The organism is Bacillus sp. LBG-1-113 (assembly GCF_020708615.1).
GTDB lineage: Bacteria > Bacillota > Bacilli > Bacillales > Bacillaceae > Bacillus > Bacillus mojavensis.
In genome coordinates this window covers 353858-366486 of the sequence record NZ_JAJFDG010000003.1, presented here as the reverse complement: position 1 = coordinate 366486, position 12629 = coordinate 353858, and the positions used below count along the sequence as shown (strand labels likewise).

General features: G+C 46.0%; 15 protein-coding genes, 1 pseudogene and 2 other annotated features. Of the genes and pseudogenes, 2 read left to right on the top strand and 14 right to left on the bottom strand.

Annotation, left to right across the window (positions count from 1 at the left end; all coding sequences use genetic code 11):
- Window positions 1-2 precede the first annotated feature (2 nt).
- From LJF29_RS11495 to LJF29_RS11480, 4 genes are all read right to left on the bottom strand, one after another.
- Window positions 3-266: a hypothetical protein gene (locus LJF29_RS11495; RefSeq protein ID WP_229148618.1), complete on the bottom strand. Its 264-nt coding sequence runs from the start codon at window positions 264-266 to the stop codon at window positions 3-5.
- On the bottom strand, window positions 202-426 hold the full coding sequence (locus LJF29_RS11490) for a hypothetical protein (protein WP_229148614.1): 225 nt from the start codon (window positions 424-426) through the stop codon (window positions 202-204). The genes LJF29_RS11495 and LJF29_RS11490 overlap by 65 nt, the downstream gene beginning before the upstream one ends.
- Before the next feature lie 151 nt (window positions 427-577).
- Complete coding sequence (locus tag LJF29_RS11485; RefSeq protein WP_010332295.1) at window positions 578-1096, bottom strand: YwhD family protein; 519 nt, start codon at window positions 1094-1096, stop codon at window positions 578-580.
- A 12-nt stretch (window positions 1097-1108) separates the two neighbouring features.
- The gene (locus LJF29_RS11480; RefSeq protein WP_010332296.1) at window positions 1109-1768 is read right to left on the bottom strand and encodes a site-2 protease family protein; all 660 of its coding nucleotides are present in this window, start codon (window positions 1766-1768) and stop codon (window positions 1109-1111) included.
- A gap of 108 nt (window positions 1769-1876) precedes the next feature.
- Here LJF29_RS11480 and LJF29_RS11475 point away from each other — a divergent pair, with 108 nt between their 5' ends.
- Entirely contained in the window at window positions 1877-2065 is a 189-nt protein-coding gene (locus tag LJF29_RS11475) for a 2-hydroxymuconate tautomerase (RefSeq protein ID WP_003222038.1), read from the top strand.
- A 42-nt stretch (window positions 2066-2107) separates the two neighbouring features.
- Here the strand turns inward: LJF29_RS11475 and LJF29_RS11470 are convergent, their stop codons facing one another.
- The 8 genes and pseudogenes from LJF29_RS11470 to LJF29_RS11435 all read right to left on the bottom strand — a co-directional run bounded on the left by LJF29_RS11470 (window position 2108) and on the right by LJF29_RS11435 (window position 9610).
- Entirely contained in the window at window positions 2108-2527 is a 420-nt protein-coding gene (locus LJF29_RS11470; protein WP_010332297.1) for a MarR family transcriptional regulator, read from the bottom strand.
- A 119-nt stretch (window positions 2528-2646) separates the two neighbouring features.
- A complete protein-coding gene (gene thrS / locus LJF29_RS11465; RefSeq protein WP_229148609.1) occupies window positions 2647-4563 on the bottom strand; it encodes a threonine--tRNA ligase in 1917 nt (638 codons plus the stop codon).
- A 52-nt stretch (window positions 4564-4615) separates the two neighbouring features.
- Window positions 4616-4841 (bottom strand) — a binding site (T-box leader).
- Between the two features lie 32 nt (window positions 4842-4873).
- Window positions 4874-5099, bottom strand: a binding site (T-box leader).
- A gap of 47 nt (window positions 5100-5146) precedes the next feature.
- Window positions 5147-5330 (bottom strand): annotated as a pseudogene (locus LJF29_RS11460) (hypothetical protein).
- Between the two features lie 77 nt (window positions 5331-5407).
- Window positions 5408-6805: an MFS transporter gene (locus LJF29_RS11455; protein WP_229148608.1), complete on the bottom strand. Its 1398-nt coding sequence runs from the start codon at window positions 6803-6805 to the stop codon at window positions 5408-5410.
- Window positions 6802-7275, bottom strand: a complete 474-nt coding sequence (locus LJF29_RS11450) for an Rrf2 family transcriptional regulator (protein ID WP_168749013.1) — start codon at window positions 7273-7275, stop codon at window positions 6802-6804. Before LJF29_RS11450 ends, LJF29_RS11455 begins: the two co-directional genes overlap by 4 nt.
- A gap of 111 nt (window positions 7276-7386) precedes the next feature.
- The gene (locus LJF29_RS11445) at window positions 7387-7887 is read right to left on the bottom strand and encodes a YwgA family protein (RefSeq protein ID WP_229148607.1); all 501 of its coding nucleotides are present in this window, start codon (window positions 7885-7887) and stop codon (window positions 7387-7389) included.
- Window positions 7888-7923: 36 nt separating this feature from the next.
- Window positions 7924-9225 (bottom strand): HD domain-containing protein, encoded by a 1302-nt coding sequence (locus LJF29_RS11440; protein WP_010332301.1) that lies wholly within the window; start codon window positions 9223-9225, stop codon window positions 7924-7926.
- 160 nt (window positions 9226-9385) lie between these two features.
- Window positions 9386-9610 carry a DUF1450 domain-containing protein gene (locus LJF29_RS11435; RefSeq protein WP_010332302.1) on the bottom strand — a complete coding sequence of 75 codons (225 nt, stop codon included), beginning with the start codon at window positions 9608-9610 and terminating at the stop codon, window positions 9386-9388.
- Window positions 9611-9824: 214 nt separating this feature from the next.
- On the opposite strand from LJF29_RS11435, the gene LJF29_RS11430 reads away from it, so the two are divergent.
- Window positions 9825-10601: an RsfA family transcriptional regulator gene (locus LJF29_RS11430; RefSeq protein WP_168749016.1), complete on the top strand. Its 777-nt coding sequence runs from the start codon at window positions 9825-9827 to the stop codon at window positions 10599-10601.
- Window positions 10602-10699: 98 nt separating this feature from the next.
- Here the strand turns inward: LJF29_RS11430 and LJF29_RS11425 are convergent, their stop codons facing one another.
- A complete protein-coding gene (locus LJF29_RS11425) occupies window positions 10700-11590 on the bottom strand; it encodes a carboxylate/amino acid/amine transporter (protein ID WP_168749017.1) in 891 nt (296 codons plus the stop codon).
- Between the two features lie 150 nt (window positions 11591-11740).
- Entirely contained in the window at window positions 11741-12586 is an 846-nt protein-coding gene (locus tag LJF29_RS11420) for a lipoate--protein ligase family protein (protein WP_229148606.1), read from the bottom strand.
- Between the last annotated feature and the right edge of the window lie 43 nt (window positions 12587-12629).

Below are 12629 nucleotides of genomic sequence, written 5' to 3'. Positions count from 1 at the left end.
ATTTAATATGGTTCTTCCATTATCCATGGGAGCAGCGTCACGCAGTCAAGCTGGAGAACCGGTTTCGGGAATCCTTCGGGGATAAAGTGGTCATCTCTCGGCACTTCAAATGATATATACCAGTTACGGTCCGGATCCCATTCTTTTTTCCCTTCTATAATACGTCCGACAATAAAATAGCTGGCCACATAAAGATGACTGTCACAGCTCCTGTCCAAATTCATTAATATCGGTACAAACAGACGGCTGAAGACCAAAATCCTCAAACATTTGCGCCTTCTCACGCGGCAGTGTTTTCATTACTTCCCGGTCATTTTCACAAAGAAGACATTCGCACATATCCTCAATATCTTTTGCATACTGCCTTCTCGTTTCCTCCACGTCCGCTTCAATGACCCAATCACCAATCCTCATGGTTTGAAACATGATATCTCTCCTATCTGCCAAAAAAAAAATGAAAAACCCCGAGTCTTGGTTCGGCTCGGGATTTTCCATGTCCTATTTCTGTATCACCAGTTTACTCAATGTTCACAGAAAATAATTCAAATTTTCTAAAAGTTCACAGAAAGTTCACAAACTAATTTTCTTCTGGAAGCAGTCCTTTTTTCAATTCATCAGAAGAGCGTTCCCACAGGCCTTGGTCATGGTTTTTCAGAAATTCGCCAAGCACTCGCTTCGAGCTGTCATCCATTTGATCAATGATAATGTTCCGTTTCATCGATTTATCCATCAGATTCACATGCTCCGGCAGCGATTTGTAGCCTCTTCTGATGCTTCTGTCGACCGTCATTTCACAGGCTGTTACCCCTGCGTAATAAGGGCCCTCTTCTCTTCTGTCAATCGTCACCCATACCAGCCAGTATGGTTTGCCGTTTGGAACTTCTTCTTTATTAGGCAGAAATTTAATTCCTTTTTCAACGACGCTGCGGGCGTGCATCGCGCCGATGTCAACGAACGCTTCTTTTTCCTCTACATCGACGAATACAGGGGAAATGTTATCAAGGCTGAGTGCCCCTACGCCAAATCCGCCGTGTCCGTCTGTCGGATCACTTTTGATAATATTAAACCCGATTGATTTTTTCTTTTTTTCTTCCATGAGTTCTACCTCCTACAAAAGCGGTTGAAATATCGCTGAAAACAGCTGTAAAATCCGATCTCTTCCGGCATTTAGCAGCGGCCAAAGCACGTAGGATCCGAGCGGTGTCACAAACAGTACCAAAAAGACGATAAAGCCGTAGCTTTCCGCTTGCGTCATCTTGGCACGCGCCCCCGGCGGGACGAGATCTTCAATAATACGATAGCCATCGAGCGGCGGCAGCGGCAGCAGATTAAATAAAAACAGAACGAGGTTCAGCTGTATCCAGATTGAAAAGAACTGATCCAGTCCTGTACTGAATGCCGCAAGCAGTTCCATTCCGTAAGCATGCATCAACACTAACAAAGAGAAACCGATAAACGCAAGAATCAGGTTACTGATCGGCCCGGCAATGGATACGAGTACGCCGGCCAAACGAGGTTTCTTAAAGAAACGGCGATTGACGGGAACAGGGCGAGCCCATCCAAAGCCGGCCACCAGGATCAAAATGGTTCCGAACGGATCAAGGTGTTTGATAGGATTCAGCGTCAGTCTTCCTTCTCTTTTCGCCGTATTGTCACCAAATTTATATGCGACATAGGCGTGAGCGAGCTCATGCATTGTAAACGAAACAATTAAAGTAATGACCAGATATGGCATTAGAGACAACGGATAATATAAAAAACGGTCCAAGTGAAATGATCCCTCTTTCTAAAAATGCAAGAATTTACTTTATTCAGTATACTATAAGAAGCCTCTTTTCCTAAAGAGAGGAAAACGATATAAGGAGGATTCACACCTATGCCATACGTAACCGTCAAAATGCTTGAAGGCCGTACAGACGAACAGAAACGCAATCTAGTTGAGAAAGTAACAGAAGCCGTGAAAGAAACGACCGGTGCCTCTGAAGAAAAAATTGTTGTCTTTATAGAAGAAATGAGAAAAGACCATTACGCGGTCGCAGGCAAACGCCTCAGCGATATGGAATAATCTTTTATAAAGCCGGCGCTTCGCAAGCCGGCTTTTTCATCTCTATTTCGTCATTTTTTCAATAATGGCTAAAAACGATGCTTTCTCTTCGGCAGTTAAACGTTCAAACATGCCGTCAATCAGCTGCTGGCGGTTTTGGATCATTTGAAGAGCCGCTGCCTGCCCCGATTCAGAAAGCGTAATCCATACGGTGCGGCGGTCATTGTTATTTCTGGATCTCTCAATAAACCCTTCCTGCTCTAAGTGATTCAGAGCGGTTGTGGTGGCAGAGGGAGACAGTGTGACCTCCTTCAGAATATCCTTTATGGTGCAGCTCCCATGTCTGTATATGATCCGCAGAATAAATCCTCTTACATTATTCACGTGTTTTGGAACGGTGGCTTCATCTAATTGCTTCGTGCTTTTCAAATATTTTGTAAGTGCGTGATCCAGCAAATTAGCTTCCAGTTTGTCATGGTCCATGTAGATTTCCCCATTTCGAGATGCATTCATAACATACGAACGATATGATTTACTTATTATTTTACTGATACCAGATAGGGAAAGTCAAAAAAGCAAACAGCGAATTCGCAACTTTTCTCCTACATGCTTCGATTTTTCACCTGTTTGACAATATTCTCTTTAAATACCTGAAAAGGAACTTGTTCACTCTTCTGATGTCCGAACTGACGGACGTTTACCGCCCTTTCATTCACTTCCTGATCCCCAAGCACCAGCATATACGGGATTTTCTGCATCTTTGATTCTCTGATTTTGTAGCCAAGCTTTTCATTGCGTTCATCAATATTGGCCCTTATCCCGAGCCGCTTTAGCTCACTCTGCACTTTTTCGCAGTAGTCCATATGAACGTGAGAAACCGGTATAATGTGGACCTGCGTCGGCGCAAGCCAGACTGGGAAAGCTCCGCCAAAATGCTCGATCAAAATGCCGAAGAAACGGTCAATTGAGCCGAATACTGCCCTGTGAATGACGACGGGACGAACCTTTTCATTGTGCTCATTTATATATGTTAAATCGAATTTTTCAGGCATTTGAAAATCAAGCTGGATTGTGGCGCATTGGTGGCTCCGTTTCAGAGCGTCTTTAATATGAAAATCGATTTTCGCTCCGTAAAACGCTCCATCCCCTGCGTTTACTTCATAAGGAAGATCCAGGTCCTCAAGGACGTGTTTCAAGGCGTTTTCAGACATTTCCCACACGCTGTCTTCACCTGATGAATCCTCAGGGCGAGTGGAAAGTTCAACTGTATACTCGAAACCGAATGTGCGGTATACCTCGTCAATCAGCCGAATGGCTTCTTTGATTTCACTCTCGATTTGATCTTCCCGAACAAAGATATGTGCGTCATCCTGGCAGAACGTCCGGACGCGGAGCATTCCGTTTAGAGCACCGCTGTATTCATGGCGGTGCACCTGGCCGAACTCCGCCATACGAATCGGCAGATCCCGATAAGAGTACAGGCTGTTTTTAAAGATGAGCATATGGCCAGGGCAATTCATCGGCTTCATTGCAAATGCAGTATCATCTACTTCTGAAAAATACATATTGTCGCGATAGTGGTCCCAGTGCCCCGACTGCTCCCATAACCGCTGATTCATCATAAACGGCGTACGCACCTCGGCGTAGCCGGCATTTGTTTGCAGCTCACGCGAAAAGCGTTCCAGCTCATTGCGGACAATCTGCCCTTTTGGCAAATAAAACGGCATTCCCGGCGCTTCTTCCGAGAACATAAACAGCTCTAATTGTTTTCCCAGCTTGCGGTGATCCCGTTTCGCTGCTTCTTCCAGCATATGCAGATGCGCCTCAAGATCTTTTTTCTTTTGAAACGCAATACCGTACACCCGCTGAAGGACTTCATTTTGGCTGTCTCCTCGCCAATAAGCACCTGACACCCGTGTTAATTTGAACGCCTTGATCATTCCTGTTGAAGGAAGATGCGGCCCGCGGCACAGGTCAACAAATTCTCCCTGCTGATACAGCGTAATGTTCTCCCCGCGCGGAATGTCTTTCAAAATTTCCAGCTTAAACGGCTCGCCTTTTTCTGCAAAAAGCGCTTCAGCCTCCTCGTAAGAAACCTCTACTCGCTTGATATTCATATTTTCGTTTATAATATGCTTCATCTCTTTTTCGATGGCCTCTACATCTCCGGAAGTCAGACTCCGATCAAGCTTCATATCATAATAAAATCCGTCTTCAATGACAGGCCCTATTCCCAAGGACACTTCGCCGTACAGCCGTTTCACTGCCTGAGCCAGCACATGCGCTGATGTATGGCGAAGCACCTGTAAGCCTTCTGGAGAATCCAGTGTGATAATTGAAAGCTCAGCATCTTCCTCCAGCTTAAAGCTGACATCAACGAGCCGTCCATTAACCTGTCCCGCTGCTGCTTTCTTTTCCAGACTGGAGCTGATGGACGCAGCCGCCTCTTTGACTGTAGTGCCTTTCGGATATTCCTTTACCTGTCCGTCCGGAAGCTGAATCCTCACATGTTTACTCATTTCAAACACTCCTTATTAATTGTTGTATATAAAAAAACACACCCGTCCCTCTGTAAGGGACGAGTGTGTGATTAAACCCGTGGTTCCACCCAAGTTCCCAACGAACGTTCATGTTCATCGGCTCGGTGCTGTAACGCAGCATAAACGGCATTGGATACTGATTGTTCCCCAATGCTGCTCCAAGGCGGTAAATGATATCCCTAAGCTGGGAAGCTCGCACCTTTCCTTCCCTCTCTGAAAACCGTAAATATCATTCATGTCCTTTTCATCGCATTTCTATATTTATACAAAAAAACACACCCGTCCCTCTGTAAGGGACGAGTGTGTGATTAAACCCGTGGTTCCACCCAAGTTCCCAACGAACGTTCATGTTCATCGGCTCGGTGCTGTAACGCAGCATAAACGGCATTGGATACTGACTGTTCCCCAACGCTGCTCCAAGGCGGTAAATGATATTCCTAAGCTGGGAAGCTCGCACCTTTTCTTCCCTCTCTGAAAACCGTAAATATCATTCATGTCCTTTTCATCGCATTTATTGACTCATATAAAAAAACACATCCATCCCTCGCAAGGGACGAATGTGTTAATATTCGTGGTTCCACCCAAATTCCCAACAAACATACATGTTCGTCGGCTCGGTGCTGTAACGCAGCATGACGGTATCAGATACTTGATTTCCCCGATACGGCTCAAAGGCGGTAAGCTGCTTTCTCTGCGTTAGGAAGATTTCAGCTGGTCCTTCCCTCTCTGGAAACCGTAAAAAGCATCTCATGTCCTTATCAGTGCCTGTTTCAATAATTTCATATATCTTACTATAAATTCCTTGAAAAGACAATGGATGATTTTAAGATGATGCAGAAGCGGATGTTTCTTTATGAAAAGTCAGAAACCTCCACACAAGGAATGCGGCAAGACTGTATGCCGCGCCCATCATCAAAAACGTAAACCCAGCTCCGGCGTACCAAGTGGCGGACAGATGAATGACCATTCCGGAAACCGCTACGCCAACCAATGCCCCGATTTGCCGGTTGGCATTTAAAGCTGCTCCTGCGATATTTGCATGCTCCTGTCCCGCTGTCTTCATAATCACAGCCGTCATGGCAGGAACCGTAATGCCAACACCAAGATTCATGGCAGATGTCAGAACCGCAAGCTGCCAGTAAGGCAAATCCGGAGAAACCATGACAAATAACAGCAAAGCCATGATGCAGCTGACAGCCATTGAAACAAACATAAGAAGCCCCGCTTCAAAACGGTTCGCCAGCCGGGCAAACAGCAGATTTCCGACCACAAAGACAGCCATCATCGGCAATAGTTCGACTCCCGCTAAAAAGGAACTTGCGCCTCTCGCTTCCTGCAAAAATAGACTGAGCATAAACATGCCGCCGAAAAGAGCAAAATTCAGCAAAAACCCAACGAACTGCGCTGCCGAGAAACGTCCGTTTTTATATAATGACGCAGGCAGAATAGATGTTGCCGAAAAAATTTCTCTCAGAATAAAAAGCACAAACGCCAAAACGGCCGCTGCGAAAGCACCGAGAATGGAGGGCGAACTCCAGCCTATTGAAGCGCCCTGTATCAGCGCATATGAAAGAAATCCGAGAGCCGCCATTCCAAGCAGATGCCCTGTGATATTCACCCGGCTGCCTTTTCCCGGGAAACTGCTGAGCGTTCGATAGGCGCAAATAAGCGCCGCAACCCCTAACGGCACATTGATCAGAAAAATACTCTGCCAGCCTGCCGCATTCACCAGAACACCGCCGATAAAAGGCCCCAGTCCGGAGGCGGCGGAGACGAGAGCGGCCCACAAGCCAAACATTTTGGCCCGTACCCGTTCATCGGGGTAAGAGGCAGCCAAAAGGCTGAGTGAACTCGGCATAAACAAAGCTGCGCCAAGTCCCTGCAATAGACGGCCTGCGATCAGCATTTGGCCATTTGCTGCTACAGCGCATAGACAAGAGGCAAGAACAAAAACGGCCAAACCCAGCATATAAATCGTCTTTGAGCCGTAACGATCAGCCAGCGCGCCGCCGGCAAGCAGAAGCGAAGCAAATGTAAGCATGTACCCGTCTACAACCCACGTCACACCTGAAAGTGTAAGGGAAAGAGCGTTTTTCATATCAGCAATAGCAACATTCACCACGGTCACATCAAGCGTAGCCATGAGAAAACCGAGAGCGAGCACGATTAACACTGAGATGCCTGTTGATCCTGATTGATGTAAAGGCCCGCTGTTTTTCATTGCCATTGCCCTTTCAGCTGATGATGTACCCAATCATCGATTTTTTTGAGGTCATAAAGCTCCCCGATTCTGTTCATGACACCCTGTAAGGTTTCTTCCTTCATGAGCGAAGCCCATTTATGCTCAATCTCCCCCATTACCGTTTCCAGCACACAGGGATCTCCGCTCTCAAATACAGATGGCAAAAGACCTTTCCCTTGATACATGGAACCTCTTCCTTCAACAGCTTGATAGACATCATAGAGGGTAATCTCCGTCAAAGGCTTCGTTATCGTAAAGCCACCCTTCGTTCCTGGTATAGATTCTGCCAAACCAGCCTGCACCAAAGTTCTCATCAGCTTTTTCAGATAAGACGGAGACATGTGCAAGCGCTGGCTGATCGCCTCTGATGTTAAAGAGGCCTGCACGGGCAGCCGTGACAGTAACAGCAGTACAGAAACTCCCTGCTCCATTCCCGATTTCATTTTCATTATGCTCACTCCCACCTTATTATAGATAACTATTATCCACAATAGATCTCTTAGCAGGATTTGTCAATAAAAAAAGCAAAAGAAACGTCTCGTTTCTTTTGCTTGGTATGGTTAACACATCTGTTTCAGCTCTTCTATGTATTGAAGCGCTTCGTCATATTCTTCATTGGTATACTTTTGCTTGCTTTTGATTGTAAATACTTTTTCTTTCTTTTCCTCAGCCTTAAGCCCGTCAAAGTATAGAATCGTGGAGACCAGCTCTAAAAACCGTGATGAACGGCTGTTTACACTGTCAATATAGCGCTTGATATCAGGCATATCAAGATCGGCGTGGTCTAAAAACGCGGAGCCCGTCTCTGTCAGCGAATAACGGTATTGAAAGTAGCCGCCCTTTTTTTCCTTTACCTCATGCAGGAATCCAAGGTTGCACAGCTCTTCAATTTGGAGCGTCAGTTCCTCCGAATACGGCCCGTAAAAATGAAAATCATATTTCTCATAGAAAGGAAACTGCATTTTCTTCGCAATATAAATCATTTTTTGCAGCTTCTTTCGCCCGATGATTTCTCCAGAATCCGAGAACACCTTCATCAGTTTTGCATGTTCTTTCAACAAATTCCCGACATCTCCTTTTTCCTTCTTTACCAATTTCTATGTCAGTCCCAGCAGCTGCCGGATTTTCATTTTCGCTTCCGGGTGTTCAGAGCCGTCACAAATCAGGTCCTTCGGATAGTACAGCTTATGGTCCGTCCGCCGCTTTCCGGAGATAGATTCCACAATAGCCGACTGTCTGGACAGCTCTTTAATTTGACCGTTTTGCGTCAAGAGATGGATCGGCAAACGCTCCTCTTCCTCTCCTGGACGGTAAAAGTCGTATGGCAGATCTGAAGAAGAATCCACGACCAAATAATAGCTCGGATCGATTCCAGCCTCTTTGAATAATGAGGTCAGCTCAAAATAGGCCGACATCTCTTCATTCGGATTAAATTCAACGTATTGGAACAGCTGGCGGTTAATGAATCTGCGGCACAAATCGGATAAAATCGGGTCTTCTTCATCCTCCCAGGCCTGGAAGTAATACAAAATAATAGATTCATCCAGCTTCAAATAATCCTCCAGCGTCAGTTTCCCTTCAAAAATAGAATAAAAATGAACCGGAGCATGAGTGAACACATAACCTTCATCATGGAGCTGCTTCGCTCTGTGGAGAATCTTCGTTAAAATAACCTCCGCGCTTCTCGTCACTGGGTGGAAATAGACCTGCCAGTACATTTGGTAGCGGCTCATGATATAGTCTTCTACAGCGTGCATTCCGCTTTGTTTAATGACGATCTGATCCTCACGCGGGCGCATTACCCGGAGAATCCGCTCCATGTCAAAATGGCCGTAGCTGACGCCTGTATAGTAAGCGTCGCGCTGCAGATAATCCATGCGGTCCGCGTCAATCTGACTCGAAATCAGGCTGACCACTTGTTTGTTTTTATATGTTTTGGCAATGACTTCAGCAACATCCTGCGGGAAACGCGGGCTCACCTTTCTGAGCACCTGGTTAACCTCTGTGTCTCCCAAAATGATATCTCTTGTAAAATCTTCGTGGTCAAGATGAAAGACTTTCTCAAATGAATGCGAGAACGGCCCGTGCCCGAGATCATGAAGCAGCGCCGCGGACAAACAGAGTTCGCGCTCACTGTCATCCCATTCAGGACGGCCTTTAAAGACATCATCAACCATTCTCCTGACAATTTCGTAGACACCGAGAGAATGGTTGAACCGGCTGTGCTCAGCGCCATGGAAGGTCAAATACGTCGTGCCGAGCTGCTTAATTCTGCGGAGACGCTGAAATTCGCGGGTTCCGATCAGATCCCATATCAGCTTGTCCCGTACATGAACATAGCGGTGCACCGGGTCTTTAAACACTTTTTCTTCTGATAATTTTCCATTTGGATACGCCATCGTCATTCCCTCTTTTTTTTAGCCGTGTTTCTATTATATCGACTCTATTCTTTGAAAACATCCTTGAATTTGTCCGGCGATTTGTTCCATCTTTCCGAAAAACACATCATGTGAAGCAAAAAAGCCTGACCAGAGGGCCGAGGCTATGAAAAAATATGTTTTACTTTTTTAATTTCTTTTTTACTTTGTCAATCAGCTCATCCTCTGTCGGAGCTGACAGCGGGCGATTGTTCACAAAAGCAAACGATTTTTTCCGTCCGGGCCCGCAATAAGATTGACACCCTATCTCAACCTTTGCATCCGGGTCTACTTCTTTTAACCGCGGCAGCAATGTTTTGATATTAGTGGCTTGGCAATCATCACACACTCGAAATTCATTAGCCATGACGTACGCTTCCCTTCATTTCTATGTTCATCTATGTTTTAAACCTAAAATCGCTTTATCAAAAAAATCACATCGCTCTTCATTGTACAAGGATTCGACTGTTCCTGCAAGCCGCTCCAGCCTCCGTATCTCCTATTCTTTCAGCCAACTTGTATAAATATTTTCCATTCTGGACATTCTAATATCATGAAAAGAAAAATGGGAGTTGAGATAAATGACAAAACAGCGACAGGACGCTTGGTCAGAAGAAAATGATTTGCTTTTAGCCGAAACTGTGCTTCGGCATGTAAGAGAAGGCAGCACTCAGCTGAATGCCTTTGAAGAGGTCGGCGATAAATTAAATCGGACGTCCGCAGCCTGCGGATTCAGATGGAACGCGGTAGTGCGCCACCAATATGAAAAAGCGCTTCAGCTTGCAAAAAAACAGCGAAAACAGCGCATGAGAGCCCTCGGAAACGGGCAGCCTGCGAAGAAAAGACTGTTATATCAGCCTCCTGCTGTTGATCCTGAAACAATTCAAGAAACTGCAGTGCAGGAGGAGCAGGTGAAGCCTGAAACCCCGACTGCCGAAAATGAGAAGCAGGTTTTGATGTCAGGCGAGCACATGCCTTTTGTGGATGAAAGCTTTAAGGAAGAGTTAGCTAGTCTATCACACTTATTGTCTCCTCAAACGTCTGCGCCTGATATGACGATGGGTGATGTCATCAGATTCCTGCAGAATTACGAAGGCAATCATGAGCAATCCTCAGCTTTAAAAATGGAAAATGAGCGTTTAAAGAAAGAAAATCAAGAATTACAAAGCAAAATAGAACAGCTGGAAGCAGACGTTCAAAAACTTGAAAAAGATCAAAAAACGATCCAGGAAGATTATGAAACCTTGGTAAAAATCATGAATAGAGCAAGAAAACTAGTTTTATTTGAAGAAGACGAACATGCCTCTCCGTCCTTCAAAATGGACCGGAACGGAAATTTAGAAAAAATGGCGGAATAGCTTAAAAAAATCCCCTTTTCCTTTTGGAAAAGAGGATTTTCTGTTTTTGCGGCGGCTCCGTTAGTCTTGTAAAATGAGCACAAGCTTATGCTAATCTATTAAGACACATGAGCCGCATCAGCTGTCTTTTGCTTGCGAGGCGCTCCTGAAATGACCAGAAGCCCTAACATCATCAGCACGATGCCGAGCCATGAGGAAAGAGAAAGCATTTCACCTATGAAAAACACGCCCAGCAATGAGGCGGTCAGCGGCTCAGCCAAGGACAGTGTAACTGCTGCCGAAGCCGGCACTCCGGTGAGCCCTTTTGCAAACAAAAAGTAGGCCGCGCATGTCGCAATTAACCCGATGTAAAGGCTCGTTCCCCATCCTTTTGGGGTCAGCATCCAAGAGAGATCCGACTGCCACAGTAGCGGCGTAAGCAATATGGCGCTGAGCATGAAGACAACAGCTGAGGTCGCTCTCGGCGGCTGTGTTTTCATCATTGATTTACTGATCAAGGTATAACCCGCAAAAGAAGCACCCGCTCCAATCGCCATGAGAACCCCTGACACATCAACCCGAACATTGGAGCCGTCTGAAAACAGGAGCCAGCATCCCGCCAAAGCAAATACAGTTGCAATCCACCAGGAATTTCGCGGCCTTTTTTTTAAAACGGCCCACTCTAAGCTCCCGGCAATAATAGGCGCACTGCCGATGGCAATCACTGTCCCGACCGCAATCCCTGTTTCTTTTACGGCGGTGAAAAAAAGCGGCTGATAACAGGCCATACAAATCGCTGCTAAAAACACGGGCGGCCATGACCAATTTTTTACGTGAAGCTCACGGCTAATCCAGACCACAAGAAGCATGGCGCTGCCTCCTATCAATAATCTGACCGCTCCAAATGCCAGCGGAGTGGCGCTTTCTGGAGCCAGCGCCTGAACGGTGCCGGTTGTTCCCCAGAAAAAAGCCGCGACCAGCACAAACAAGCTGTAAACATTACCTTTCATTTGCCTCTCCCCTTTGTATGCAGATGCTGCTGTTATTTTATCGCTTTTTTTGCTGTAATTGTTTTCTGTTTATAATAAAGATTTATCTAAAGACAAGATGATAGCGAAAAAAAAAGCATGCCAGCCTATCGGCTGACATGCAAGTGACGTTCATCCAAACACCTTTTCATTCCGTTCTGTCATCCGGACAAGGTTTTTCTCAAATTCCAATTCCTCGTCAATGGACATTCCGGCTGAGTAGAGGTGGGTGCTTAACGCTTTTAATTCCGTAAGCAAAGCGAGCATTAAATCCTGTACGGAGATATCGGTATGCAGAAGCTCACTTAACGATGCCATGGTTTCCGGATGTATATCCGGGTAGATGCCTTTTTTGTCGTTCTGTTTATCCTTCAGGGCGGCTTGATAGAATCGTCTGATCAGATCCGCCCTCTCGCTGCCGCTTTTATCTGCACAGAGATAAATTTGAACGGCTGCCCCGCCGCGAAGACGTCGTTGAGAAATGCCGGCGAACTTTTTGCCGTCAATGCTGAGATCATAGCTGCCTGGACAATAGGAGCCCTCAATTTCATAGGCTTCAATCTCTGCACCATACGGCTTGAGCATCCGTTTCATCAGTTCAACCATTGCTTCGTATCCTCTGTCTATATCGATGCCCTTCTTTTGGTCCTCGAATATGAGAGAAATATTTAAAACGCCTTCATCCAAAACAACAGCCAGACCGCCGGAATTGCGTACGATGACGCGGTATCCCTCATTTTCCAGCAGGGCAATGCCGTCCTGCAAAAACGGGAGGCGCGTATCCTGAATACCAAGGACAATCGTGTCGTGGTGCACCCAAGAGCGTGCTGTCGCCGGCGACACGCCCTTTCCTACAGACGCGCACAGCGTATCATCCATAGCGAAGGATTGCTTCGCATCAAATAAAGGGCCGAGACTGGATTGGTCAATGACTCTCCATGTCGGCTGCATCAGTAAATCAATCGGTTGGTTTGCCATCTATGTAAAACCCTTTCATGTTAGGCTTATGAACGAAAACTAT

Excerpts from the sequence above, each read along its gene's own strand:
- LJF29_RS11420 (WP_229148606.1), bottom strand. The coding sequence starts at position 12,586 with ATGGCAAACCAACCGATTGATTTACTGATGCAGCCGACATGGAGAGTC.
- LJF29_RS11440 (WP_010332301.1), bottom strand. The coding sequence starts at position 9,225 with ATGGCGTATCCAAATGGAAAATTATCAGAAGAAAAAGTGTTTAAAGAC.
- LJF29_RS11430 (WP_168749016.1), top strand. The coding sequence starts at position 9,825 with ATGACAAAACAGCGACAGGACGCTTGGTCAGAAGAAAATGATTTGCTT.
- LJF29_RS11475 (WP_003222038.1), top strand. The coding sequence starts at position 1,877 with ATGCCATACGTAACCGTCAAAATGCTTGAAGGCCGTACAGACGAACAG.
- thrS (WP_229148609.1), bottom strand. The coding sequence starts at position 4,563 with ATGAGTAAACATGTGAGGATTCAGCTTCCGGACGGACAGGTAAAGGAA.
- LJF29_RS11490 (WP_229148614.1), bottom strand. The coding sequence starts at position 426 with ATGTTTCAAACCATGAGGATTGGTGATTGGGTCATTGAAGCGGACGTG.
- LJF29_RS11425 (WP_168749017.1), bottom strand. The coding sequence starts at position 11,590 with ATGAAAGGTAATGTTTACAGCTTGTTTGTGCTGGTCGCGGCTTTTTTC.
- LJF29_RS11455 (WP_229148608.1), bottom strand. The coding sequence starts at position 6,805 with ATGAAAAACAGCGGGCCTTTACATCAATCAGGATCAACAGGCATCTCA.
- LJF29_RS11435 (WP_010332302.1), bottom strand. The coding sequence starts at position 9,610 with ATGGCTAATGAATTTCGAGTGTGTGATGATTGCCAAGCCACTAATATC.
- LJF29_RS11450 (WP_168749013.1), bottom strand. The coding sequence starts at position 7,275 with ATGAAAATGAAATCGGGAATGGAGCAGGGAGTTTCTGTACTGCTGTTA.
- LJF29_RS11470 (WP_010332297.1), bottom strand. The coding sequence starts at position 2,527 with ATGGACCATGACAAACTGGAAGCTAATTTGCTGGATCACGCACTTACA.
- LJF29_RS11485 (WP_010332295.1), bottom strand. The coding sequence starts at position 1,096 with ATGGAAGAAAAAAAGAAAAAATCAATCGGGTTTAATATTATCAAAAGT.